A 26,327-nucleotide genomic window follows, 5' to 3' on the forward strand; every position below is an offset into this window, starting at 1 on the left:
GAATTTCGAGACTGAAAGCTCCGAAAAGGTGATCAGCCTTCTCACATCCGTACGCTTGCCTGTGCCTGCGGCGGGGATAGGGTTGATTCAGATCCCCCTCGGTTCGATTAAGCCGACTCGTACAATGGAAGGCACGTCAGTAGGTTTGCCCCACCGCTTGGTTGTAACCCTCAATAAACAAGTCGTAACGTCGCTGTGCCTGAGCAAAATCATCACTCAACTGTTGGGGCGAGGCGTTGCCTGCCCAGTGCTCGTCGAGTGTCTCCAAGGCTCTCAGATAATTGGCGGCAGGCCATTTGACCTCGCGCCACAACTGCTGGAGGCCATCACTCTCGTAGTCCGAGTCGGAGGCGCCCCTGCTCTTATCCCAGGTTTCCCGCAGCTGCTTGATGGCCTGGGCCAGGCTTTGTTGGTTCAAGGTTTGTGCTGCTGCGGCGTTGTTTATCAGCGTCATGGTGTCCTGGGTTTTCAGGATCAGCTCAAGAACAAAGGCCGCATGAAACTTGTCCCGGGCCTTCAATTGTTCAAGCTGGACCAAGCGGTTCTGGCGATCGGCGTCATCCACCTCTTTGCGCAACTGCGACGAGATGACCAGAAAGCTTTCCACCAGCGGTATGAACGTAGTGTCACGCTCGGCCCGGTCAGCGTCGGTGGATGGAGGGGTATCCCAGGTGGGGTAGAAATCGAACAGTTGGGTGGCCGAGTTCACCAGGAGCAATTCCTGAACATAGCGCACGTGCAAGGCGGCCAGGCTTGGAATTTCTTCGCGCAGGCTGGCCTTCTGGGCTGAGGTCAGCAGGCATAGATCAGGGCGTCGGGTTTTGTTGTCCAGGCTACTGAGCTGCGGTCCCCGCTGGCGCTGGAAAAGCTCGGGATAGCGGGAAATAAACTCTTTGCGGAAGTCGTCGCTCGCGGGGCCCCGGGCGCGGTAGTTGAAGTAGGCCAGGCGCCAAGGCGTGTCAACACGGTTGATGCAGTCGATCAAGGGACGCAACACCGAAGCGCGAGCTTGTTGCTCGGCGCCCGGGCGATGCAACCAGCCGTTGATGGAGGCGAGCGTACCGGTGTTGCTGAGCAGGCCGAGGGCAATCATTGTCAAGGGCACGACCAGACACAGCGCGGTCAGGGTTTGGCGAATCATGGTTTTTTCTGCCCATTGAGTGTATGTCCGTACCACTGCGCCTGTGTCGCCGGTACCTCGCAACCCCGAACAGTTTCGCGCAAGCCCGCACACAGGTGCATGGCGATGGGTTGCAGTCCCTGGTCACGGCTGATCATCTGGCTATTGCCATACACCAGCAAGCCCACTACCGCCAAGACTACAGAGCCCATCATCACGGCGGACAACACCACTGAAGCGTTGCGCTGAAGACGAATCCTGCTGATCAAGGACTTGACCAGGCTTTTGCCCGGTACTCGACTCAGAGCCCCCAGCGTCAGCAAAGTCACCCCATAGCCGAGCAGGCCGCAAGTGCCGCTCGCCGCCCAGACCGCCAGCCCCATCACCCAGCAGGGCAGGATCTGCCGCAAGAACATGGGCGCCGGACGACGGGGGCTCAGCCAGGGTGAAAGACGTTGAGTCCAGCGCTGATCCAGGCTCCAGTGACGATCGGCCACTGGTATCCATAACCACAAGACCACGACCATTGGAATGGCCATCATCGCCATCCAGAACAGCGCTGCCCCCAGGCTCGACGCCATAGCGTTGGTGCTGTTCAGTTGATCTCCGATTATCTGCCCGACGCCCATGCCTGCCAGGGCCGCATACATCGGCCAGGTGCTGCCGGCACCTTCCCAGGCACGCCAGAAATAAGGATCCCCCTCGGGCATCTCGCGACACAGGTGCGGGTACTGAGTGAGGATGCGCGCGCTCAAGAAGCGGCAGGCGTTCCAGTCGGCCTCCATGAAACGCCGGGCCAGGAGGTGGCGCTGCTCATGCGTCAGCGGGGCGAACAACATCTTGGCGGCGCGGCATTGCGGGTTGCGCAGGTCAAGCTTCGCCAGCCGTCGTTGCTCCACGATAAAACCGTGGTGATGGCTGCGCTCCAGTAACTGCTCCCATTCCGGGTGGGGGCAACGGCTGTGGGAACCCGTACTTTTCCAGCCTTGCTGAACGCAAATGGTTTCGAACAAGTCCTCGGACCAGAACCAGCTGGCAAGCAAGGTGCGCGCGAGCATGGCGTTCAACCAATCGTGGCGCTCCAGAGGCCTGAGCCATTCAGCCTTGCTCAGGTTGAGGAACATGTTGCTGAAGGCTTCGGCTTGCCCAAGATCCAGCAGGCGACACAAGGTCGTTTCGATACGCAGGTACGTTCGGGCCAGCAACTGCTCAAGAGCCTGGAGGGGCAGGGCGGGGTGATCGTCCCGCAGCCAAAGGTTGAGCCAATGGAAGTGTTCCAGCCCCCATTGACTCAGCTCCATTGCCTGCTCGGTGTCGTCCAGGCACAGGCTCAACAGCTGAACTTCAAACTCGTGTGCGCAATAACAGCTCTTGGCTTGTTGGTAGCGATCCGCCAGATTGGCGACGCTAGCGTTTTCCAGGAGCTGGGCGGCCAGTTGCTGGCCGATGCTGGGGCCGCTTGAAACGGGGACCTGCTCAAAGGGAGGAAGCGTTTCTAGCAGCACAACTTCAGGTGCTTCGAGCGCCATGAAGTCGTCGTTATGGCTCCAGTCCAGGGCCTGCTCGTAGGCTTCGCGCAAACGCTGGAAGCCTTGCGGGTCTTCATCAGGGCGATGCTGCTTGAGCAGCAGCGCGTACTGACGCTTGATGCTGCGGGTGTCGGCGCCCGGTGCAAGCCCGAGGAATTCCCAGCAGCTCATCGCCAGAGACCCTGTTCCAGTTCATCGAGATGGCGGGTCATTTGCAGGCGGTTTTCACGGATCAGACGTTCATCCTGGCTTTCCAGAATGTGCTGGAAATGGCTGGCCATCTGGTCCAGTTGCTGGCGCAAATCTCCCAGGCTCTCTTGGTATAAACGCTCGAGCCTGGCGATCAGCAGGCTGTTGACCTGTTGTTCCCGTGGGTGGATTTTCAGGTCGGCCAACTCGGCCAACCGCGCCTTGATTTGCTTAGGATCAAGCACTCCAGGGTTGTTTTCGATGACCAGGCTGCGGGTTTCGCCGGTCAGCGGAATATGCACTTCAGCTTCCAGCAACCCGTTGTTGTCGTAGGTGAAACGTACCTGAAGGCTGACTTCTCCAGCCGGTGCCGGCGGCACGGCGATGTCCATTTCACCGAGGAAGACGTTGTCCTTCACCCAGCGGCTCTCGCCCTGATAGATCTTCACCTGCACCTGTTTCTGCCGGTCATGCAAGGTGGACACCGATTTGACCTTGCTCACCGGCACCACGTTGTTGCGTTCGATAATGGGCAGGAAGTGGCCGCTTTCGATACTGCCCGCCACACTGTTGGCGATCTCGACCCCCAGGGTATAAGGGCAGACATCGGTCAACACCACCTCTTCCAGCGCCGCATCCCGCGCTTTAAGGGCGGCCTGGACCGCCGCGCCCAAGGCAATCGACTGATCGGGGTCCAGTTGGATCGAAGGAAAGCGTCCGAATAACCCAGCGACCATTCGGCGAATCATTGGCATGCGCGTGGTACCACCCACCAGCAGCACCTCATCCAGCTCCGAAGGGCGAATGCGCGCATCGCGCAGCGCCGTTTCGATCGGTGTGCGCAGCCGGGTCAGCAGCGGCGCATAAAGCTCGGCCAACTGCTCCTGGGTGAAGGTCTTCGACCACTCCAGGGCGCCGTGGTGCAGGCTGAAGGTGGCGGTTTCCTGGTTGCCCAGGGCGTGACGCACCCGTTCGGCTTCGCGGCGCAGGCGATGGGCGAGGTTGGGGTCATCGAGCTTGGGCATGTTCGCCGCACTAGCCTGGCCAGACAAAAAGGCCTGAACCAGCAAGGTGTCAAAGTCTTCGCCACCGAGGAAGTTGTCACCGGCACTGGCGCGTACTTCCATCACCCCGTCAAACAGCTCCAGGATCGACACATCGAAAGTGCCGCCACCCAGGTCGAAGACCAGGAACGAGCTGGCGTTGTCACGCTGGTGCAGACCATAGGCCAGTGCCGCCGCGGTGGGCTCGTTGATCAGCCGCTCGACCTTGAGGCCTGCCAACTCTCCGGCGATCTTCGTGGCTTTGCGCTGGGCGTCATTGAAATAGGCAGGAACGCTGATCACCGCCTCGGTGACCGTTTCGCCATAGTGACGCTCGACATCTTCCTTGAGGCTGCGCAACACCAGTGCCGAAAGCTCCTCGGGGCGGAACAGTTTTTCCCCCAGGCGCACTTCCTGGGCACTGCCCATATGCCGCTTGAACAACGAAACGGTTTGCTTGGGGTGGGTTTGCAGGCGCTCTTTGGCGGCCTGTCCGACCAGAATCCGCCCTTGATCATCCAACCCGACCACACTGGGGGTGAGGAACCGATCCAGGGCATTGCCGACCAAGTGCGGCGCGCCTTCACGCCACACGGCGATCAAACTGTTGGTGGTGCCAAGGTCAATACCGACGATCATCGTGTGCGCAATTCCATGTCTATACAGCTCTGTCGATACCAGAGTGATGGCTATTTAATATTGCGCATTCTGAGTGATATCACAGAGATATCGCAAGGCGGTTGAGAACTCTCTGTAGTTGAAGTCGGGCTTTCATTGAAGCGGCTGAGCCGCGGGTGTTGCCTGTTAGCACATCGATTTGCCAACGGACGCTCCGCCATCGACAAACAATGTCTGGCCGGTGATAAAGCCGCTCTGTTCCGATAACAGGAAGGCGATGGCCGCAGCGACTTCATCCGGCTGACCGAGCCTGCCCATGGGAACGCTTGCCAGGTAACGCGCTTCACCGTCGCTGCCCAGCGGATTGCCGGCGCGGAACAACTCGGTTTCCGTGGGGCCTGGAGCAACGGCGTTGACGGTGATCCCGGTGGTTGCCAACTCCAAGGCCCAGGACCGCGTGAAGCTGACCAGTGCGGCTTTTGCCGCGGCATAGGCGGTGCGGTGTGGGATCCCCAGGATGGTCAGGCTGGAGATGTTGACGATCCGTCCCCAACCGCGATTGCGCATACCCGGCAGCAGTGCTTGCGTTGCCTGCAAGGCGCTATGCAGGTTGATCCGCATGACCTCATCAAAGTCGTCGAGCTGTATATCGCCCAATGCCTGCGGGCGCACCAGGCCAACGTTATTGATCAATCCATCGAAGTCATAACGAGAAACGAGCCCCGCCAGCGTTTTTTCGGTCTGCGCCCGGTCGCCCAGATCGAGGGAAATGAGGGTGCCGGGAAAGTGTGGATCATTGCTGTTGCGAGCGATGCCGACTACATGGTGGCCCGCTTGGGACAACTGGTTCGCGAGTGCACGCCCGATGCCTTTGCTGGCGCCAGTGACAAGGAAAGTACGAGTTTTCATTGCAGAGCTCCAAACACCCGGCAACATCCGGGATCGGGGAGGGGGGCAGCGCCAGGATGTGGCGCGCAATCAACCAGGGCGGAATCGGAAGCATGCCCTGTCTGGATACTCTATTGATCTGTGTTGTGGCGATAAACCACCGCCAGGGGAATTCATTTTGACCTGGAAAGCAATGATCGCCGGGACAACAAGGTTGAAGCGGGCGGGTAAGTCACAGCACCTTGCCGAACAGTCGGTTTTCATGGGTTTCATCCTGGAAGGAATAGGACGGCGACCCCATCTGCACATAGCCTTGCCGAGGGTAAAAACCCAGTGCGCGATCGTTGCCAATCCAGACCGTAGCCCAAAGCAAGGATGCGCCGCCAAGGCGAGCGTACCTTTCAGTCTCCTGAAGCAACCTGTGGCCGATTCCTCGGCCGGTAAATCGCTCTTGTACATAAAGGCGCTGCAGCTCGGCAGCATCGGGCGTCGAGATCAATTCATGGGCGGTGCGCATGGCTACCTGGGCAAAGCCGATGAGATGATGATTAACCTCGGCAACGATAATCGAGGTGTCAGGCCGGGCCATCAGGTTTGCGATGGTCGCGGGTGAAAACGCTTCCAGCACCTCCCGGGCGATTGAAGCGCGGATACCTTCGGTGGCATAGGTATCGAGAAAGACCTGCATGCCAACCACGCCAATACACGGCGCATCCTGGAGCAGCGCATCGCGAACAATGATTGGGGAAGTGTTGGTGTCGATCATTGTTCAATCCTCAATTCTGCCAGCACTGTGCGTATCGTTCGCACACCCCATAACGCTTGTCCAATTCGGCCATGCGCGCCCAGTTTTCCGCCATTACCTCCTTTTGCAGTTGGTCATTGAGCTGGCGGTAGTACTGCAACATGGCACCGTTAGTGGCCAGCGCCTGAGTGACGTCGGTTGCCTGGGTATCAGGCACCAGCGCCTTGATGGAGGGTGTCTCCAACCGGGAGAGACGCGTGCGGTACTCAACTTTGTACTGCTCAAGCGCGTTGGCCTTTATCCCTTGCGCTTGAACCAGGTAAGCCGCGACGTTCTGTCGATATTGGGCCCAATAGGCATCCGGCAGATCAAGGTTCATCTGCAGTTTGCGCTTGTCGACCAGCAGATCGACCGTCTCGACCTGAACGCTCTCGCTCAGAGAAGTGACCCCGGGTTTCATCTCCGTGATGATACTCTGCGAGACAATCTGCTCGATCAATCCGTCACGTTCCGGGGTGCCCGGCAGGCCTTTTGCAGGCACAGGGAACAGGGCGTTAGCGCCCATGCAGCTAGGTATTCCATTATTCACCAGCGGGACTGGTGAGCGCGCCACTTGGCCCTGCACCCGGTGCAGGCGTTTAAGCCTGGTCACGCACTGACTGCCGGCGCTATTGAACGTCAGCTCGTATTCAGCGCCACTTTGCGGCTTGAAGGAGAAGGCCGTACCACACACCGAGCCTGTCCCTTGGGTATTCAAGTGCAGCAGCTGCTCTTTTTTCGGAGATAGCCGGATTTCCAGATAAGGCGTTTTCTCAGAGGCCGGTGGCATCGACATGTCCACTCGCCTGCGGGTATTGGCGAGGAACAAGTTATTGAGGATGCCCGTGGTTTGCCCACCGCAGTGCTGCTCATCGAGCACGCTCAACGTGGCACTGCTCATGTCACTGATAAAACGCAGCTTGGCGGCGTCTGGTTCGGTTGCGTCCGGGTAACTGCCCGATACACTGCAGCCACTCAGGGTCAATGCGCAAGCCGCGGCACCCAATACACGACCGGTAAAAAAACGACTCATAGAGAGGTGTCATCCTTAACGCTTGAGTTGAGAAGTGCCGCATCATAATGGGAAAGCCACATTTTGTTTCGATGGACCGAGGATTGAATGCACAAGATAAGTCAGCTGTTTGTGATTGGAGTCACAGCCTTGGTGAGTGCCTGCTCGGCATTGCCGCCCGAAATGGCCCTGGACTCAAAAGTCTATTCCGCAGAAAACGCCGGCCTGGTCCTGGGTGCGCTGATCGAGGGCGGCCCCTATGGCACCTGGATCAGCTTTCGCGACGTCAATACCGGCAAAACCTACGGCTGGGCCCCTAAGGATTATTACTCGGCATGGCTGCCCGCAGGCACCTATGAGGTGAGCGACCTTGGCTCGCGTCGCGGCGTCATGGGGCCGTACTCGAAACCCCTGCGCTTTACCGTGACGAATGGCCAACTCAATTACTTGGGCGAGATGACGTACGGATGCCCACTCGCTGCGCACCCGGCAGCCATCTATGGCGTCAAGAACTGCGGCATTCTTGCGCTAGCAACCTGTACGGTCGACCGCCCCAGCATTGCCGTGTGTGTGGTGGACAGGCAGGAACAGTCAGTTCGAACCTTCGTGAAGCAGCACCCGCAATACTCCGAGCTTCCAGTCAGGCCGGCAGTGATGTCGACGCATTGAGGAGGTGAATCAGCTTGCGTAACCGCGACCGACATTGTGATTCCCTCCGTAGGAGAGGACAGCGTAGCAGTAGCTTTACCGTGAATTTGAGGAGTCGGCTCCCTCTGGTATTGTTTCCGCCTAGGCAGGCCATCAGGCCTGCCTGGTTGTTCGAGAAAACGGTTGTCCAGACTAACGTACGGTCATCTTTTTCCGATCTTCTTCTGCTTCAGCCTGGAAGACCTCAATGAGTTTCTGGTTGTAGTCGTCCAAATAGGTCTGCAAACCCTCCCGATCAACGAGTCGCACCCCTGCGGTGGTAGCAAGCTCCTTGGCTGACTTCGTGTAGTACGAATTGGTGACGACCATGGCTTCGTCACAACCGTAGAACGCCTTGGCAGAGATCGCTTGCTGAACGGCAGCGTTGCCAACGGAGCCCGTGTAGTTTTTGGCTTGGATCACCATGTTCTTGCCAAAGCGGCTCACGAACAAGTCGGCCCCTTGATCGGCAGTCTTCTTGGTTTCCTTTACGTCGAAGCCAATGGTTTGGAAAATCTCGACCAGGAACGCCTCGAACTGGAACCCGTCCATCGCGTCCACCAAATACATGGTGATGAATCGATTTGGATTGAAATGCTCAAGCTGGCTTCCCAAGCGCTCGACAAGGATATCGAAGTAGATACCTTCGCAAAGACTGAGCCCGGAGCGGAAGGCGGGCAATGAAATCAAGGGAGTGTTGGCCGTAGCGTTCGCTTGAGCGTTGAACTGGACACCCTGGTACGCAAGATCGTTCTCCCAGAGGTAGTAGTAGAACAGAGCGAGATCGGATCTGAACGTCGTTCCGGCCTCATCGATCCATGATCGGAGGGTCTCGGCCAAGTCGGCTTTGATGTGGCGGCTGAGCTCTCTGGAGAAGCCAAGATAGGTCGAGTTGAATGCAGTGGTCAGAAGCAGTTTGTCCAGGAGCGAGGGCAAGCCTTCAAGCTCATCGAACCCCTTGCGGATCAGCACCTCGCGAAACAGCTCACGTTCGGTGTACACACCATCAAGCCTAGGGCCTGGTACGCCGGCGTCGTTGCTGCTGGAAGAGGTTTCACGGGTAGTGTGGATGAAGTTCGTGAAGTAAGGCTGCTTGAGCTGCGCGTATTTTCTCAGCACATTGTTCAGCAGATCGTTCAGCTGTGCCTGCTCTTTCTTCTTGCCCAGGAAATCTTTGATGAGCCCCTTGGATTGATACTGAAAGTCCGGGTAAAAGGAAGGATCGAGTGGCGTCAGATGTTGAGCACGCAGCTCCGCGGAGGGTGATACTTGAGAGCTGTTGCACCAAGGGCAGGTTGTCTCAAAAGTTGTTCTGTTGCATCCATTGCATTGGTAAATCATGGGCGTCCATTCCGGGCTGAAGACTGAGATGTGGTGCTAGCCGGTACGTCTCAATCTTGATCAGATGCCGCCAAAGGGTAGGTGATCGTCCTGAAAGGTCTCGGTGCTCGATAGCAGAAAATAGCCTATTGCCATCTACCGGTCTACGTCGGTCATTTGAACTCGATACCTGTGTGTCAAAGCAACTCAGAACTAAGACTGATGATCGACATTTAACAAGTGGGCGATGTCATTTGTTCATAAGTCGCTCGCAAACCCACCACACTTGGCTCAATGCGCTCAAAATGAATGTGCTTGTTCATCGGTTTATGTTCATGGATCGCGAATGGCGGGCTTTGGCACAGTTTCCTCACACGACCACCAGGTTTCTTCGACTGTTGGGCGCAGCGCTATTTTTGGCGGTATCGCCGTTATCACTCGTCCGTCGCTTTTTTGATCCTTGAAGCAGGGAAGGGTGTGGTACCTCCTGACGCTGCTGAACCGCTTATTAAGGACAAGTGCGCAGGCTGTTCGGCATTACTCGCGTTATGCCTTAAGATAGCCGGTTGCCGAAAGAACCGTCATGGCCATAGCCATGAAGGGCTTTCATCCTTTACAAATAAGTGTGGTGAAGATGAACAAGCCTTTCATTTCGCTGTGCCCTGAAATTACTCGGGCACATGCGCTGACGTTGAAGGATTGGTTGGAGGATGAGCGCGTCACTTGCTATCTGAGCGATTCACGTGACGTTTCCCGCTCCATCGAGCAAGTCATTGATCGGACTCAATTACCGATCCTGACCCATTTATTCAACCGGGGCGGCCGATTCTTCATGGCCTATGACCGGCATGACGCCCCGGTGGGCTTTGTCCGTCTCATCAAGACCGGCTCGAATTGCGAGATAGTCCTGGTCATCGGAGACAGCGACAAATGGGGGCGAAACCTTGGCGCCCGCACGATCCGCGAAGGCATGAAACTGGCCTTCCTCGACATGCGGGCCGAGAAGCTCATCGCGAAGATCCACCCGGACAACGCGCGCTCGCTGAAAGCCTTTCTGCGCAGCGGCTTTCTGCTTGAGAGCGAAACGCCGGCATTGAAGTCATTTTCCATGACGGCGGGGCGCTATCTCCAGTTCTTGCGCGAAGGTGCCGTTGGCGGCTCCACGGGGATCTACATCACTGAAATCGACAAGGCCAGGCTCGAGAGTCTGATCGCGCTTGAGCAAGGCCCGGCCGTTGTTGAACTCGAACATGAGCTTGAGCGAGCCATTGTCGTCAAGCCGCAGCAGGTGGCGCGCAATGTCGTCACGATGAACTCCAGGGCTTTGCTGCAGTTGGACGACGAAGAGATCGAAGTGGCCTTGGTCTACCCTGACGACGCGGACAGCAGCGCCGGGAAGCATTCCGTGTGTTCCGACATCGGCGCTGCCATCCTGGGCTATCAGGAGGGGGACGCCATCGACTGGCGAATTTCTGATCGGACCCGCCGGATTGAGATCAGGAAAGTGCTTTACCAGCCGGAGGCCGCGGGTGATTTCCACCTGTAATTGCGCCTTTAGCTCAGTGTTCGTCCATCAGGCGCGAAGATCCCCCAAAGGACGGGGCCGCGCTTTCCGTGCCTGATGCCAACCGTCTGCCACAGGCCGCGCCGTTCAATGACGCCGGCGACATCTGCAAATACAACCTCGATATTAGCCAGGGTGGTTGAGTTCTGACGGGCACGCGGGATGTAACGAGTAACACACTAGGACAGGAACTGCTTGAGCAACCGCAGGTTCTGGTCCCGGGTACGCGAATCGATCTGCGGAAAAGGTGCCGTTTCAGTGACGAGAATGGGTAACGGCGCCGCATCTCCAGTTTGCACGAGCAACGGTACACGCTGACCGGAAGAGAAACGACACTGAATCAGCTTCATCGGTAACCACCTCATTAATGGCCCTTTAAGAAAGTGGATGATAGAAGCGGGTTTGCCGAATCAAGGTCTTACGAAGCACATGAACACATCTGACATAGTATCTGATTTAACATAATATACATTATGCGTATATCTATATGGAGGCTTGGGGGGTGTGGGTGTCGTCGTCACTTTAAAATCAGAAAAATCATCTTAAAAAAATATTCTCGAAAATTCATGGGCCTAGGAATTCACGAAAATGATTCTTCGTGGTTTAAGCACATGAAGTAATCGGTGCTGTCCCACTCAGTACATTGGACTGAACCATGGACTACATCCATGAGACCCAGCCGACATTTTAGCTCTTCGCGGCCTCACGTGAGCATGCCTGTCGTCGGCTTTCGCCTCACGTTCACGGTTTTGCTCACAGATTAGCGCTACAGGCTCTGGTGCGGCCTCTGCCGTCGCCATAATGCCTGACTTACGTCATGCACAGCGAAGGCCCACCTGCAAACACGTCGCTGCGTGAAATCTGCAGCGTTCAGCGTGGAGTTCGTGCGCAGAATTCAAGGGCTGCCATATGTGGAAAAGACAAACGCCGGCTGATGTATTTGCAGATGCTGAAGGTTTGGCGGTTCACACCTTACGCTTGAAGGCTGTGGAGCTTTCCTGCCACCAAATACCCTGGAAGCTCGCCAGAATCTGGCTGGATGAAAAGCTCAGTAAAATGCTAGTCCAGTAACGTTGTTAACCACAATTTTGACTTGTTAACCACGGTGGTTAACAAGTCAAAAACCAAGTTTACAGAATAATACTGAACCTGCGTGTTAGCCTTGATTTGCCTAGGGCGCCTAGGATTTCAAAGCTCCGTATTGCGGTTCGAATTCCGTGGTTTGCCAGTCGAAATATTTACATCTATTCGGGCTGCTCCATTTTTAGGCACCCTGCTAGGTTTTGTACGAAAAGTATTGCCGCATACAACGTAGGCTGCAGGCCAGCGTGACCATGGCTGCAAAGCTCCTGGCCAGCTTGTCGTAGCGAGTCCCTATTCTGCGGTTCTCTTTTAGCCAGCCAAACATCCGCTCAATGATGTTCCGCTGTCGATACTTTGGACGATCAAAGAGTCGGGACAAGCCCGGTCGGGGTTTGCGTGGCATGGCGCGCAGCGGGATCACCGGCTGCATTCGGTAACGGTCGCAGTAATGACGCAGGTGTTCTGCGTCATAGCCTTTGTCAGCCAGTAACCAGCGACTACGCTTGCGTGGTCGCCCCGGCTTACCGGGAATTCGCACCTGATCCAACAGCGGTTGGGCGTGGGCGATATCGCTGGCTTGCCCCGACGAAAGGATGAAGCGTAAGGGAACGCCATTGGCGTCGCAGACCATGTGGATCTTCGTAGTAAGGCCGCCTCGACTGCGTCCCAGGGCATGGTCTAGCGGTTCTTCAGGCCCCCCTTTTTCCCGGCGCCTGAAGAGGCTCGGGTTGCACGTACCGCTGTGGAATCGATCATCCAGGTGTCCAGATCAATCAGTCCTTCCCGGTTCAGTCGAATATGCAAGCGCTCCAGTACTCGGTCGAACGTGCCGTCGTCGCGCCAGTCACGAAAATGCTGATACACCGTTGACCAGGGCCCAAAGCGTTCCGGCAGGTCACGCCAGGCTGCGCCCGAGCACAGGATCCACAGGATTGCGTGGAGTACCAGACGATCATCACTGCGTGGTCGACCCATTTTCTGCTCTGGAGAAACCAGATCCCTGATCAATTCCCACGATGCGTCGGAGAGTTCGTAACGCTTTGCCATGCGGGCCTCCAGCCAATCATGGCGGCAATTCTAACCGCACCGACTTTTCGTACAAAACCTAGATTAGGTAGGAGCTGATCAGAGCGTCATTAAGCGTCAAGTCTGACGAGTGATTTATGCTCTTGAGGATAGTCTATGCACCACCAATCGCCAAAGGCACCCTAACAGGCTCTAGATGGAGAACAAAGGCGTGGATGCACGATCCAGTTTATGCAGTCACCCGTTTCGCCAACATTTGCAGCGGGCGACTGTCCGATGGTCGACAGAAATCTGTGCCCCAAAATCGGCACAAGAGCTCACTTATGCCCCTCCCTCCGACGGGCCTTGTAAACGTTTATATGCAAATCCAAAAGTAGTGCAAACGGACGCGCAGCGCAAGCAGACCGTTGGGCCTACTGGGGATAGAGGAATTGCACAGAGTGCAAACTTGAGAAAGTGAATGAAGCGGATGCGCACTGCAGCGCTGTGGCCGACGAGGACAGTCGAACGCTATGAGATGTGTTGCCGCTGACGGAAAACTGACCCAGTAGTTCAACATTAAACTTGATTAAATTTTAGCTTGATCGTACGACGAGGTAATTAATGTGTCGTCATGACGTCTTTGGATAAGCGTTGCAAGTGCTCCTTCTGACTCTGTAGGGCTGCGATGATGCTGCGTAAGCTCGTAGCGTCTTCACCCGTGATTTTTTCCAGAATGGTGTTAAGGTCGGCTGCACACGCCTCATTAACGAAAGCAATTTCCACCAATCTCAACTGCAATGCCTGCAAACGGTACAAGGTATTCATCACCCTCCCTTCTTATATTGGGATATAAGCAGAATCTTACCATCTGAATCGCTTTGTTCGAGATGGACATGCACTCACGCTAACCGATATCAAGGTTTCACATCTTTAAGATTCGTCTTAAAAGCTTCGCTTCGCATGCGCGAGGGGGGGCAGTTAATTTCTCGTACAAATAACCAAAGGTTTTCGAGACAATTCTCAATTAACGCTAACGGTTTCACAGCTAATATAGATGTGAAAGGCTGCAATAAACCCCTTTTTTCTGCCCGCAAAATACTGAATGCGTGCGCCCAACTTATTACAAGAGACTTAGTTCAAATGGACACCCCCAGTATCTTGGTGCTTGAAGACCATTCGCTTCAACGCAAAGCCGCGGTCAGCGTTTTGAGCCGTCTCGGCTACATGAGTATCATCGAAGCAGCGGATGGGCATGATGCAATAGAGAAGATCCAAGCAACCGGTGGGGTGGACATAGCGCTCTGCGACCTCGATATGGCTGGCATGGATGGCCTGACGTTCCTGCGCCAGGCACGCAAATTGGACCTGGTGCACAGCATCATTATCTGCAGCTCGCTGGCCGAAGATTTGTTATCGACTATCAATCATATCGTTAATCTGCAGGGTCTGAATCTTCTTGGAATCATCACAAAGCCGCTTTGCGCTCCGATGCTCAAAGCATTGCTGTTAAAACACAAGTCAAAGCGTTTAGAGCCCGACAAATCGAGCGTGCGCTCAGAGTTGCCAAGTGAAAGCACTATACGAAGAGCCATCGCCAACCAGGAATTCAGGGCCTATTTTCAGCCTAAATTCAGTCTGCGTACTGGCGAGATTGACGGGGCGGAAGTACTCGCACGCTGGCAAACGCCCGATCAAGGTTTAGTCTCTCCCGCGTTGTTTCTCCCGGCCATAAAACGCTACGGCTTGGTCAATGAGCTGTTTTACAATTTGTTCGCTCAGGGACTAAGTCTGCAAAAGCTTATGCAGTCCCATGGCAAACCTTTCAAGCTCGCATTCAATCTGGACGTTTGTCAGTTGAATAATCTTGATCTGGTGGAGCGGATAAAAATCCTGTTACGCACGCACGGTGCGTCGCCTCAAGGACTCATTTTTGAACTGACTGAAACAGGCCTCTTACAAATTCCGCATGTCGGAATGGAGAGCATGGTGCGCCTGCGCATGTTGGGGGTTGGGCTAGCTATCGATGACTTCGGCGTGGGTTACTCCTCATTAGAGCGCCTGTGCCAGATGCCGTTTACCGAGTTAAAACTGGATGCCGGCTTTATCCAACGCATGGATCAGCACCGCTACATCAAGGTGATCCAAGGATCGTTGTCATTGGCGAAAGCCCTCAACATACGTGTTGTGGCAGAAGGCATCGAAACTGCCGAACAAGTGCGGGGCCTAGCGCAGTTAGGCTGCCAATGGGGCCAAGGATATTTTTATGCACGCCCCATGAGTTGGGTGCACATGGTCGGATGGCGCTTTGAAGGTGACCAATCAGCCTGGAGGCGTGCCTTCGCTGCACCCGAGCGTTAGCACAAGCTTGCCCCACAATACCGACTGCATCTGAGGCATGCAGCGCGCTTTGAGACAATTCCCTATTCCTTAGGAGTTGGAAACAATTCAGAATTGTCTGATATCAATGTAGGACTAATCTTGTTTTGTCCTTAGCCAAAAGCTCAGCGTTAACAAGGTCAAGGTCCCACCGCGCCCATCATGTCTTGGAGGACAGTATGAACTGGTCCATCGTTAACCCGTTACGCTTGGCAGTGTTGGATGATCATTCGCTGATTCGTCTCGCTCTGAAATCACGATTGGCTCGCGAAGCGGAATTCAAGGTTGTGGGCGTGTACGCAGGCAGTTCAGAGTTGCTCTCGGCGATGCGCGAGATTCAGATCGATCTGCTGATTCTGGATTACAAACTTCAAGACGGTGAGCTGGATGGACTTAACCTCATCAGGCAACTGCACAAGCAATACCCTGATCTCAAGATTCTGATCTCATCTTCCGAAGAGAGACCTGCTGTAATCAATATGGCAATAGGTGCCGGCGCGGGCGGGTTTCTTGGCAAGTCCCAACCAGTTGATGATCTGATCACAGCCATTAGGACCACGGCATCGGGCCGCGCTTATCTTTCCGCACAGGCTGCGTTCGAACTGCGCTCTCTCCCTGTGCCGGGCAATGAACCCGAGCAGATGGAAGGTAAATCCCAATCGCAGACCGATACCTTCCTTAACAATCCGTTGCTTTCACCCAAGGAAAAGGAAGTGTTGCGCTGCTGCCTGGACGGCTTGGGGGTGACGCAGATTGCTCTGAAATTCTCGCGCAGTCGCAAAACGATCAGCGGCCAAAAACAGTCTGCGTTTAAAAAACTCGGGATCCGTGGCGATGCTGAATTGTTCATGCTGCAGCACAGCCCTCAGAGCACGCTTTAGCCTGGCCGTGCTTACCAACTGCATCACGCCAGGCTTTTACGCAAGCCTGCGTGCGCGCTTAACATACCAAAGGCCAGACTCTCTATGCTGCGCAGTTTTATCTTTGTCGCCGTTTTAACTATCGTCGCCCCTGATTACGCGTTGGCTGCAGATCCACCTGCACTAACGTTGTACGGTCGCTCTGACTGCAAAAGCCTGCAAATCACACTGCCTGAAAATGATTGGGCTTGGCTGCGAGAAAAACGCCGACTGGTATTGGGAGTTGCTCAGCCAGATTTCCCCCCCTACGAGATGACCGCAAGTGGGTCACGTTATGAGGGCGTCAACGCCGATGTGGCATGCATAATCGGCCAAGCGTTGCACCTGGAAATCACCGCAAAGGCGTTCTCCGATCGGCGCAGCGCACTTGCAGCACTTGAACGCGGCGAAATTGATCTGTTGGGAAGCTCCAACAACTTTGAAACAACGGACGGCTCAACACTATTGAGCAAGCCATATCTCAAAACAGATCCTGTCTTGTTCATTCGCGCCGATGACCGACGTCCACAGCCGCGCGATTTGGCAGGCTTGCGCGTTGCGGTCGCCGATGACTATTTGCCGCTCAATCAACTTCACGATAAGTACCCTGCGGCGGAGTTTGTCCCCTACTACTCGGACGAGCAGGCATTGGCGGCGCTCGCCTTTGGAAAGGTTGACTTGTATCTGGGCGACACCCTCTCCAGCAGCTACTTGATTAATCTGAATTATTTTAATTACGTCCGTCTGCACTCCTTTGTAGACATCGATACCGGCGGTTTCAGCTTTGCTTTGCGCCGCGACAATCAGCAGCTACGCCGATTGCTTAATGTTGCATTGGGAGAGATGGGAGACACACGTAACGCTGAAATCACCAAACGTTGGTCAGGGGGCGGCGGTGCACTGACGTCCAAGCGAATTGATCTTTCACCCGCCGAAGAGCGTTGGTTGCTCCAACACCCGGTCACTCGCTTCGTGGTCAATGATGACCAGGCGCCCTTCGCTTTTTTTGATTCGCACGGCAATTTCAGTGGGATTGCTGCCGACTTGCTGGAAGTGATCCAGCGCCGGACCGGTTTAATGATAAAGGTACAGCGCACCGACAAATTCGCCGATTTGAGCAGCGAGTTAATGAAAGGCACTTCCGACCTGTCACTGCTTTCTCCGACGGTCGCGCACGAATCCGAGATGCGATTTACCCACCCCTTTATTTCCAGCCCATTTGCGATCATCACAAACAAGGGGTTACACGCGCCCGCAAGCTTGCAGGAGCTTCGCGGCAAGCGTGTCGCTGTGCCTGCTGACTCAGCTGAGCGCGAAGTGCTGCGCAGTTATCCTGATATTGAAGTGGTTACCGGCGCAACAGTACTCGAGGCGATGGCGATGGTAGCCGGCGGCCAGGCGGATGCAATGCTCACTACATTGCACAGTGCGCGGTATTACATTGCTCACCTCTATGAAGACCGCCTGCAAATCACCAACATTATTGGCAACAACAAAGGTTTTTTATCCTTTGCTACGCGGCGCGCCGACACCGAATTGGTCTCGATACTTAATAAAGCACTGCTCAGTATTCCGCCCGATGATCTTGACGTCATACTCAATCGATGGCGTCCGATCGCAGCGTTTTCCGGGTTGACTTGGCGCGATTACAAATCTTTGATCTACCAGATTGGCGGCTTCGCCTTTCTGATTATTTTTGGTTCATTGGCGTGGAATTTTTATATTCGCCGACAGATCCGCGAGCGTCGCCAGACTGAACGCCTGCTAAACGATCAGCTCAAATTCATGGGTGCATTGATTAACGGCACTCCGCACCCGATTTATGTTCGTGACAGAGAAGGTAACCTGCTGACCTGCAACAATAACTATCTGGAAACTTTCGGTTTGACCAGTGAGGATGTTGTTGGCAAGACCGTCTTGGAAAGCGGTAAACGCAACCATGAGGAAGCGGTGCAATTTCATGAGGACTATCTGCGCGTTATCGCCCTGGACGAGCCTTACGAAGTCGATCGAACCCTGCATGTTGGCCAGACAAAGCTGATTATTTACCACTGGATTCAGCCCTATCATGATTCCTCTGGAGAAGTTCGAGGGGTCATCTGTGGCTGGATCGATATCAGCGAACGTCGTGAGTTGATCGAAGAACTACGCGCCGCCAAAGAACTGGCCGACGAGTCCAGCCGCGCCAAAACCACATTTCTGGCAACCATGAGCCATGAAATCCGCACGCCAATGAGTGCCGTGATCGGGATGCTGGAACTCACGCTCAAGCGCGCCGAACAGGGACATTTTGATCGGCCGGCAATCGAGGTCGCATACGACTCCGCAAAAGGCCTGCTTGAGCTGATCGGCGACATTCTCGACGTGGTGCGTATCGAATCAGGCCATGTCAGCCTTTCGCCCAAGCGCGCAAACCTCCGGGAACTGGTGGAGTCGGTCGCACGGGTATTCGACGGTTTAGCCAGGCAAAAAGGTCTGGCCTTGCGTTTGGACATTGATGCGAATGTCAGTTGCGATGTGTTGGTAGACCCGATGCGCCTTCAACAAGTGCTGTCGAACCTGGTGGGTAACGCCATCAAATTCACCGACACAGGTGAAGTACGTGTGTCGATCCGAGGCCAGCGCCTGGCCGATGAGCGCCTGCAGGTTGACTTGCGAGTGGAAGATACAGGCATTGGCATTTCGAACTCGGATTTGCAGAAATTGTTCCAACCCTTCTCCCAAGCAAACCATGGTCCCTCATCGCGAGGCGGCACCGGCCTGGGCTTGGCAATTTCCCGCTCACTGTGTGAGCTGATGGGTGGAGATCTGGAAATCTCCAGCACGCTAGGCAAGGGCACTTGTCTGGATGTGTCGCTGTATTTCAACATACTGACGCCCGTTGACCATAAACCCGCTCAAACAGTTGCCGGACCCGTTCAAGGCGCTACCGCCTTACGGATTTTGGTAGTAGATGATCAAAGTGCGAACCGGTCGCTGTTGGTACAGCAATTGAGTTTCCTCGGGCAGTCTGTACGTGACGCGGCGGATGGCGCCGTCGCCCTTGCATTTTGGCGCAGTGAGCCTTTTGATATTGTCATCACCGACTGCAACATGCCGGTCATGAATGGCTACGACCTCGCTACTAGAATTCGTGAGGATGAACGTCAATTTAAGCGTAAACCCTGCGAAATTTTTGGTTTCACTGCCAATGCACAGCCGGAGGAAAAAACGAAGTGCATCAACGCGGGGATGGACGATTGCCTGTTCAAGCCTATCAGCCTGAACACGTTATCCAGCTTACTGGCAAGCTGGCAGCAGGCCTCCGATCAAACCCCGCCTAACGTGGATACGGGCACTCCAGTCGCTCCTTCCGGTTCGATTCTCGAACACATGCAAGAGCTCACTGGCGACGATCCGGACATGCTTCGCGAGCTATTACGTGAAGCACTGTTGAGCTGTGAAAAAGACCTGCGAGAACTCCAAAGCTTGATGGTGGACGGCGAACCCGCGTTGCTCGGCGACTTGGCACACCGCATAAAAGGTGCGGCGCGGGTGGTCAATGACGGGCAAGTGATTCAAGCCTGCGATGATTTGGAGGCTGCCTGCCAGGCACCCATTATCAACCAGCCGCAGGTTCACCAAGCGGCGCAATGGTTGGTACAGGTTCAGACGCAACTGATCGCGAAGTTAAAAAGCCTAGGGCCTGACCTGTAAAAACGCTGCTATGAGGTAAAGCTTTCGCCAGTAACACAATCGCCCTGCTCACTTGAGCATGGCGACTTCACCTGCCTGTTTGCTGTACGCCTGCCATTCCCGCAAAACAATGTCATACGGTAGGTAAACACTGAGCCGATCGCTTGTTTTAAGCTCACCAAATGCGGGGTTTTTACCCATCCACATTCCCACCGTAATACCCAGCACAGCTCCATCCGCGCCGTACACCGGCCCTCCAGACATCCCCACAACGAGAGGCGCGTCGTTCACTGCATATGACGTGGTGTCTGATGCGCCGGGCAGCTTCATGCGCATGCCTTTGGCGACCCCCTGCCCCTGCACCGTCATTAATAATGGGCTGAACCCCACAACGGTAATCGCCTCGCCTTTGACATAATTTCGCCAGACCGGGATTGCCCCTTCAGCCTTGTGCTTGATAAACGCCAAATCACAGCCGGAGCTGCAGCTATACCCAACGTTCGATATCAGCGGTATGTGTTTGACCGACACCGCATACTCGGGATTCCACTGCACGGCATTACCCTGGAACATGTAAGGCAAGGGGAAGCCGGAGCTCACAACAAAGTGCCCTTGATAATTTTTGTCTGCGGGAACAAGGTGCGGCACTCCGTTACAACCGGCCAGCACCAACGACGAAAAACAGGTCACCCAAAAACGCCCCATAACCACCCCCACAACTGCCCTGGAAAGTCACGGCGTGCGCCACTCGCTGGCACCGTGAGCAGTAATCTCCAGACGAGACACTGCACAACTCCAGACTAGAAGCAGGAATGGGAGTTCACCACCGGGCGAGAAACTAAATATTCGGTCTGGCTCGGTGGTGTTACATGCTGAACGGCTTCTGCACGACACGGCATTGCACCGTATCGATTACTTACCTCTAACCCTCATGTTTTCAGTTGAACTTGTAAAAAATGCTCGCAGTACGCTTGGTTATTCGGACGTAGCCAGCCAGCCCGTCAATGAGCCAGCCCCGGCATACTGACGCAGAATCGCCTTGTAGCCCTCGAATCGCTGGGCCACTTCGCCGACTCGGTTGTTGTAATGGTCGTTTTCCGCGATTAACACATCCAATAGGCTGCGTTTGCCCAAGTGATACCACTGATCGAAGAATGCCTGGCGAATACGGTCAGACTCCACTGTCAGATCGCGATAGAGGTCAGCCCGCCCAAGCAGCGTGTGGGCGTCGTGATCAGCCGTGCGGATCTGGTATTCCAGGTCCAAGCGCTGCTCTTCGGTCCGCTGTCGGCTGGACTCGGCACGTTGCAGCGCCGCCCGTTCGGATGCACGCGTGGAACCGCCACGAAACGCAGCCCAGGTTACCGACACCGTAGTTTCCCAAGGCTGCGGTCGACCGAGCACGTCTCGAGCCGTGTTTTTACTGATAACCCAGTTCAATTGCGGTAATGCTGAAGATCGCACGACCTTTGCGTCCATCTCTGCAGACTGAGTTTGCGCCTTGCCCATATGAATGGTCGGGTTATCGTCGACTTTGGCCAATAACGTTTCTAGATTCGCTGGTTGGATATTCCATTCAGCGCTGCTGGGAATCATCACAGGCCGCTCGCCTATACGTTTACGCAACTTGATCTCAGCGTCACGTGCCTGGCTCTCTGCTGAGTCCAATGCCGCTTGCGCCTGCAAAAGCCGAGCTTTGGCCTGGGTCAGTTCGCTGACTCGGCCTTTATCCACGGCAACAATACCTGCCAGCATTTTGACCAACTCATCCATACGCTGCACAAATTGCTGGCTGATATCGACGATCAAGCGCTGTTTGCCCAGCTCAACCATATTGGAGGTGACGTCATAGGCGGTGCTTTCAAGTTCGGCTTCGATGCTGGAACTGGCCGCATTGGACAAATATTTGCGACTTTTGATGGTGTTGCGAATTCGGCCCCAATCATAGACGGGCGTGGTCACGTTAAGGCTTACCCCGCCAGTTGCCGCGGAGTCGTAATCCGAACCAGAGCCGAAGCGTGCTGTTTTTGCCTGGCTGCCAAGGTCAATCTGAGGCAGACGCTGGCCCTTGGCTTCATCGATGTCTGCCAGCGACGCCTCGTAATCAGCCTGTGCGCGCTGAACCTGAGGGCTGCGCTCGGCAGCCGCCTGAATTGCCCGATAAAACATCGCGCGCAACTCCACTTCCGAAGGCCCAGCCACCCTCCCCGCTCGCCCCGGCCGTTGCCATGACGACTGAGTAGCCAGCGCAGAAACGCCCTGGATCTCCGCTTCGGCAGCCAGCTTTTGCGCCGGCGCCGGCGCCGGTACGTTACTCGACTTCGCGACCGATTGTGGCGCGATCAGACCTGGTGACATAGCCGTTTTACCTGCGACCGATGGCGTCGCCGGCTTGGCTTTCTGCGGTGTGCTCAATGGTTCAACGGGCGCGCTCTCGAACCGGGCCGGCGGCGCAGCGTCCGGTACGCGGGAGAACTCAAGCAGCTGTGCCTGAATAGTGGTTGACCACAATTGGATAGACAGCAACGCCGTCGCCGACAAAACATTAGGTAAGGCGTTAAAACGGGCGAGCGCAGACTTTCCGTCACGATTGAACCATGAGCGTGATGGGTGGGGTGTTTTCATGACTAGCGTTCCCGGAAGGCTTCACGTGCCTTGAGCACGGGTTTGAGCAAATAATCAAGAATGGTTTTTTCACCGGTGCGGATTTCCACCGAGGCGATCATGCCCGGGATGATCGGCAGTTTTTTGCCGCCGGCGCTCAGCTCACTGGTTTCGGTCAGGACCATGACCCGATAGTAGGTATCGTCCTTGCGAGCTGGGCCCGCTTTCTCGTCGTCTTTGAGCGTGTCCGGACTGATGTGCTCCACTCGTCCTTTGAGCCCGCCGTAAATGGCGTAATCGTAGGCGGTTATTTTTACCGTTGCGGGCAAACCGGGGTGCAAAAAGGCCACATCAGAAGGCTTGATCTTGCCCTCGACAAGCAACTGTTCTTCAAGCGGCACAATCTCCAGAATGTGCTCACCCGGCTGGATAACCCCACCAATGGTATTTACGCGTACGTTCTTCACGGTGCCGCGTACAGGCGCAGTAATAGTCGTGCGGTCTACAATATCTGCGCGACCTACCAGGTTTTCACTGATCTGCGAGAGCTCAAGTTCGGCCTTGGTCAGCTCAGAGTTGGCATCGGCCTGAAAGCGATTGATGCGCTCGACAATCTGCGATTTGATCTCGTTCGCCTGACGTTGAATACGCAACAACTCAACCTCAGACATCAAGCCCTTGGCGGCCAACGGCTCCGCCAAACGAATTTCACGCTTAGAGAGACCGTAGCTGCGCTCGAGCGCATTGACGCTCTCTTCCAGCGCACGTTTACGAGCCACGTAAGCACGGGTTTCCTGGGCGATCACAGCAGGGTCCTGCTGGACGATGTCGTCGAACACCAACGGCTGTTTATATGCCTCAGAACGTAAGCGGGTGATGGTTGCCTTGAGGCCGATCACCTTCGACAGCGCCTCGCGATAACTCGACTTAGCGCGTGTTGGGTCAATGCGCAGCAACACCTGCCCCTTTTCCACCACATCGCCTTCGCGCACTTCCATTTCCGCCAGAATGCCACCTTCAAGACTCTGGATGATTTGCTCACGGCTCAATGAGACGATCTTGGCCTCGCCTCGGGTGATTTCTTCGACGCGCGCAAAGTGCGCCCAGATCAATCCGCCGACCAATACAGTGGCGATGAGATACAACATCAGCTTGGAACCTGGCGTGGTTTGCGTCAGCAAAGACTCGCGCACATCGTTCATGTAGGCCGCATCGCCCGGCGCCAAAGGCGGCGTGGCGGATGCTCGGCGGCGAAAAATTTTATGGATCATTAAGCGGTTTCCTTGACTTGCACGGCGTCGCCAGTGGCAGCGCCACTACCCGCCCCTGCTTGGTCGGGGGCATCAGGCTTGTTGTGCTTATTGCTGGACAACGCCGCCAAGACCTGGGCTTTGGGCCCGTCGGCGACGACCTTGCCTTCATCGATCACAATAATTCGGTCGACCAGCTCCAACAGGGACGGACGGTGGGTTACCACCACCAGCGTATGGCCTTCAGTGGCACGCTTGAGATGGTGTAAAAACAGCGCCTCGGTCTGGCTATCCATTGCGCTGGTGGGCTCGTCGAGTAGTAGCAACTCCGGACGGGCGAGCAAGCTGCGCGCCAGCGATACCAACTGGCGCTGGCCACCGGACAAGCCTTCTCCCATCTCACCAATCGGCAGGTTGATACCCCGTGGGTGCCTGGCGGCGATATGGTCCAGCCCGGTCAAACGCAGAACCCGCAGGAACTCATCGGCGGTGGCTTGCGGTCGGCCAATCATCACGTTCTCGCGCAACGAACCGTAGAACAGCCGCGCCTCTTGCCCGACATATCCGACCATCTTGCGCCAGTCGGCCGGGTCGATTTGATCAACGTCCAGGCCATCGCTGAACAGCTGCCCGCTGACCGGCGCATAGAGTCGGGCCATCACTCGCAACAGGGTCGACTTGCCACTGCCGATACGCCCGATGACGGCCACTCGTTCGCCAGCCTGAATGGTCAAATTGATATCTTGCAGGATCGGAGGATTGGACTGCATAGGCGGCGCCGGGTAGTCGAAGCCGACGTCCTTGAGGCTCAGTTGCCCGGTCAAGGTCGGTTTCGCGAGGTATTCGCGGCTGACATCTCGGTCAACCGGTAAGGCCATTAGTTTGTTGAGCGAGTTAAGCGCTGCCTTGGCCTGCTGGAAGCGCACGGCCAGCCCCACGACTTGCCCGAGTGGCGCCGTCGCACGACTGGCCAACATGACGGTGGCAATCATCGCGCCCATCGTCAGCTCGCCGGCGTCGATCAGGTAAACGCCGCAGATCACCAGCACGACGGTTTGCACTTGTTGGAAAAAAGTCACAATCCCCGTCGCCAGGCTGGACAGTTTGCGTGACTTCATCGCAGTTGCTGAAGCCAGCGCGCTGAAGGTTTCCCAGCGGCGCTGCATATAGGCCTCACCGCTTACTGCCTTCAGCGACTCAAGACCTTCGACAGTCTCGATGAGCACGCCCTGTTTGAGCGACGACTCACGAAGATTTTCCTGCATGGTGCGGGCAAGCGGCCATTGGATGATGACGCTAATGATCACGATCAAGGGAATCAGCAACAGCGGGACAAAACCTAAAGGACCGCCGATGATAAAAATCACCCCGACGAACATCAGTACAAAAGGCAAATCGGAGACGGCCGCCAACGTTGCCGAGGTTGCAAAATCGCGGACAGATTCAAACTCGCGCAGTTGGTTGGCAAAGGAGCCAGAGGATGCGGGTTTGTGCTCCATACGCACCGAGAGCGCTTGGCGAAACAACATGGCCCCGAGCACCAGGTCCGCTTTCTTGCCGGCCATGTCCAACAGGTGGGCACGGACATACCGCGCAACAGCCTCGAAGACCATAGCGATGGTCACGCCGATACCCAGCGACCACAAGGTGACAAATGCCTGGTTGGGTACCACGCGGTCATACACGTTCATTGTGAAAAAAATGCTCGCCAAGGCCAGTACGTTGATCAGCAGCGCACCGATGGCGGCGCTGCGGTAGTACTGGCGGTAGCGCCACAACGTGCTGAGCAGCCAATGACCGTCCGAGTGAGGGGTTTCTTCACCCGCGCGCTCATCAATCTTCGCGCGAGGCTTAAGCAGGATCGCGTGGCCGGCGTACAGCTGATCCATCTCTTCCTGCCCGACTTCCACCGCCTCCAAGCTGACTTCCGGCAAGATCAACTGATAAAAAAAGCAGCGCTTGCCGTTCTCATCAAGCGCTTCGCGTCGCCCCACCAACACTGCGCCGCCATGTTCCTTACGCAGCACCACCATCGGCGTCAGTTGCAGGGGCAACGCCTGCGCACGACGCTCGACCAGCCCCGCTGACAAGCCAGCGTTGGCCAATGCTGCCAGCGCCAGTGACGGTGACAACAAGCCACCTTTGGGCAAGCCTGCGGTCAAGGCTTCGGGGGTTTTACCAAGGTCGTAGTAATCACAGACCCAGGACACGCTCTCCAACAATGAATCCTGGATACTGGGCTGGGGCGCAGGTAAAACCCGGGCCTCCATGCTTGAGGTGACAGGCATGTCATTCGCCATCAAATTAGGTCCTGGTGTGAGCAGCTGCGCGCCAGATGCGGGCCGCTGTAGGTGAGGTTTACAAGTTATTCATGCGGCTGACGCAGCGGCTGTGCCGATGGGGCGCTTGAAACCGATAAGAGAATTCTGACGCGTCGGTGGTGGCGCCAGAACAGGACTTGTCTCAAAAGGTGGGGTGGCTGCGAGGGCAGTAAGCTCACAAGTCGTAAGTAATACCTACGATTAAATGAGGGTGCTGTTGAGCTCCAGCAAGCTGCTAAAGCGGCGGCACTGCCAGCATTTTCGTCGCCTGATACTCCGTTTTCGCAGCCTCGCTAAAGCTCGACAGCTCCTACAGGGAAGCTGCTTTTTTGGTTGGAGCTTGGTTGTACCTGCGAA

At 55.8% G+C, this 26,327-nt stretch carries 19 protein-coding genes; 5 read left to right on the forward strand and 14 right to left on the reverse strand.

Annotated features, from left to right (window positions below):
- Window positions 1-136: 136 nt before the first annotated feature.
- From DK261_RS21355 to DK261_RS21380, 6 genes are all read right to left on the reverse strand, one after another.
- The gene (locus DK261_RS21355; RefSeq protein WP_110176285.1) at window positions 137-1,141 is read right to left on the reverse strand and encodes a DUF3829 domain-containing protein; all 1,005 of its coding nucleotides are present in this window, start codon (window positions 1,139-1,141) and stop codon (window positions 137-139) included.
- Window positions 1,138-2,700 (reverse strand): hypothetical protein, encoded by a 1,563-nt coding sequence (locus DK261_RS21360; protein WP_146218549.1) that lies wholly within the window; start codon window positions 2,698-2,700, stop codon window positions 1,138-1,140. Before DK261_RS21360 ends, DK261_RS21355 begins: the two co-directional genes overlap by 4 nt.
- A gap of 116 nt (window positions 2,701-2,816) precedes the next feature.
- A complete protein-coding gene (locus tag DK261_RS21365) occupies window positions 2,817-4,520 on the reverse strand; it encodes a molecular chaperone HscC (RefSeq protein WP_110176289.1) in 1,704 nt (567 codons plus the stop codon).
- 165 nt (window positions 4,521-4,685) lie between these two features.
- Window positions 4,686-5,408, reverse strand: coding sequence for an SDR family oxidoreductase (locus tag DK261_RS21370; protein ID WP_110176291.1), 723 nt, complete (start codon window positions 5,406-5,408; stop codon window positions 4,686-4,688).
- 211 nt (window positions 5,409-5,619) lie between these two features.
- The gene (locus DK261_RS21375; RefSeq protein WP_256597593.1) at window positions 5,620-6,153 is read right to left on the reverse strand and encodes a GNAT family N-acetyltransferase; all 534 of its coding nucleotides are present in this window, start codon (window positions 6,151-6,153) and stop codon (window positions 5,620-5,622) included.
- 10 nt (window positions 6,154-6,163) lie between these two features.
- Window positions 6,164-7,204, reverse strand: coding sequence for a hypothetical protein (locus tag DK261_RS21380; protein WP_110176293.1), 1,041 nt, complete (start codon window positions 7,202-7,204; stop codon window positions 6,164-6,166).
- An 87-nt stretch (window positions 7,205-7,291) separates the two neighbouring features.
- Here DK261_RS21380 and DK261_RS21385 point away from each other — a divergent pair, with 87 nt between their 5' ends.
- Window positions 7,292-7,852, forward strand: a complete 561-nt coding sequence (locus DK261_RS21385) for a hypothetical protein (RefSeq protein WP_110176295.1) — start codon at window positions 7,292-7,294, stop codon at window positions 7,850-7,852.
- A 171-nt stretch (window positions 7,853-8,023) separates the two neighbouring features.
- Here DK261_RS21385 and DK261_RS21390 read toward each other — a convergent pair whose 3' ends face one another.
- Window positions 8,024-9,211, reverse strand: coding sequence for a restriction endonuclease (locus DK261_RS21390; RefSeq protein ID WP_110176297.1), 1,188 nt, complete (start codon window positions 9,209-9,211; stop codon window positions 8,024-8,026).
- Between the two features lie 562 nt (window positions 9,212-9,773).
- On the opposite strand from DK261_RS21390, the gene DK261_RS21395 reads away from it, so the two are divergent.
- Window positions 9,774-10,736, forward strand: a complete 963-nt coding sequence (locus DK261_RS21395; RefSeq protein WP_028684000.1) for a bifunctional GNAT family N-acetyltransferase/nucleoside diphosphate kinase regulator — start codon at window positions 9,774-9,776, stop codon at window positions 10,734-10,736.
- A gap of 197 nt (window positions 10,737-10,933) precedes the next feature.
- Here DK261_RS21395 and DK261_RS33605 read toward each other — a convergent pair whose 3' ends face one another.
- From DK261_RS33605 to DK261_RS21410, 3 genes are all read right to left on the reverse strand, one after another.
- Window positions 10,934-11,104, reverse strand: coding sequence for a hypothetical protein (locus DK261_RS33605; protein ID WP_157756474.1), 171 nt, complete (start codon window positions 11,102-11,104; stop codon window positions 10,934-10,936).
- Window positions 11,105-12,030: 926 nt separating this feature from the next.
- Window positions 12,031-12,884 (reverse strand): IS5 family transposase gene (locus DK261_RS21405; RefSeq protein WP_110176299.1). Its coding sequence is split into 2 segments (ribosomal slippage): window positions 12,031-12,542 and window positions 12,542-12,884, totalling 855 coding nucleotides; the frame shifts between segments, so codons are not numbered across the junction.
- 579 nt (window positions 12,885-13,463) lie between these two features.
- The gene (locus tag DK261_RS21410) at window positions 13,464-13,670 is read right to left on the reverse strand and encodes a hypothetical protein (protein ID WP_041983822.1); all 207 of its coding nucleotides are present in this window, start codon (window positions 13,668-13,670) and stop codon (window positions 13,464-13,466) included.
- 315 nt (window positions 13,671-13,985) lie between these two features.
- Here DK261_RS21410 and DK261_RS21415 point away from each other — a divergent pair, with 315 nt between their 5' ends.
- The 3 genes from DK261_RS21415 to DK261_RS21425 all read left to right on the forward strand — a co-directional run bounded on the left by DK261_RS21415 (window position 13,986) and on the right by DK261_RS21425 (window position 19,816).
- Window positions 13,986-15,203, forward strand: a complete 1,218-nt coding sequence (locus DK261_RS21415) for an EAL domain-containing protein (protein ID WP_041983820.1) — start codon at window positions 13,986-13,988, stop codon at window positions 15,201-15,203.
- A 197-nt stretch (window positions 15,204-15,400) separates the two neighbouring features.
- Complete coding sequence (locus DK261_RS21420) at window positions 15,401-16,102, forward strand: response regulator transcription factor (RefSeq protein ID WP_041983818.1); 702 nt, start codon at window positions 15,401-15,403, stop codon at window positions 16,100-16,102.
- Between the two features lie 84 nt (window positions 16,103-16,186).
- Window positions 16,187-19,816, forward strand: a complete 3,630-nt coding sequence (locus tag DK261_RS21425) for an ATP-binding protein (protein ID WP_041983816.1) — start codon at window positions 16,187-16,189, stop codon at window positions 19,814-19,816.
- 48 nt (window positions 19,817-19,864) lie between these two features.
- Here the strand turns inward: DK261_RS21425 and DK261_RS21430 are convergent, their stop codons facing one another.
- The 4 genes from DK261_RS21430 to DK261_RS21445 all read right to left on the reverse strand — a co-directional run bounded on the left by DK261_RS21430 (window position 19,865) and on the right by DK261_RS21445 (window position 25,949).
- Window positions 19,865-20,500 carry a serine protease gene (locus DK261_RS21430; RefSeq protein WP_231999326.1) on the reverse strand — a complete coding sequence of 212 codons (636 nt, stop codon included), beginning with the start codon at window positions 20,498-20,500 and terminating at the stop codon, window positions 19,865-19,867.
- A 270-nt stretch (window positions 20,501-20,770) separates the two neighbouring features.
- The gene (locus tag DK261_RS21435) at window positions 20,771-22,420 is read right to left on the reverse strand and encodes a TolC family protein (RefSeq protein WP_041983815.1); all 1,650 of its coding nucleotides are present in this window, start codon (window positions 22,418-22,420) and stop codon (window positions 20,771-20,773) included.
- Window positions 22,421-22,422: 2 nt separating this feature from the next.
- The gene (locus tag DK261_RS21440; protein WP_041983813.1) at window positions 22,423-23,670 is read right to left on the reverse strand and encodes an HlyD family type I secretion periplasmic adaptor subunit; all 1,248 of its coding nucleotides are present in this window, start codon (window positions 23,668-23,670) and stop codon (window positions 22,423-22,425) included.
- Window positions 23,670-25,949, reverse strand: coding sequence for a type I secretion system permease/ATPase (locus DK261_RS21445; RefSeq protein ID WP_041983812.1), 2,280 nt, complete (start codon window positions 25,947-25,949; stop codon window positions 23,670-23,672). The genes DK261_RS21440 and DK261_RS21445 overlap by 1 nt, the downstream gene beginning before the upstream one ends.
- Between the last annotated feature and the right edge of the window lie 378 nt (window positions 25,950-26,327).

The sequence above is a fragment of the Pseudomonas sp. RW409 genome (assembly GCF_003184125.1).
In the GTDB taxonomy this organism is placed as follows: domain Bacteria; phylum Pseudomonadota; class Gammaproteobacteria; order Pseudomonadales; family Pseudomonadaceae; genus Aquipseudomonas; species Aquipseudomonas chlororaphis_I.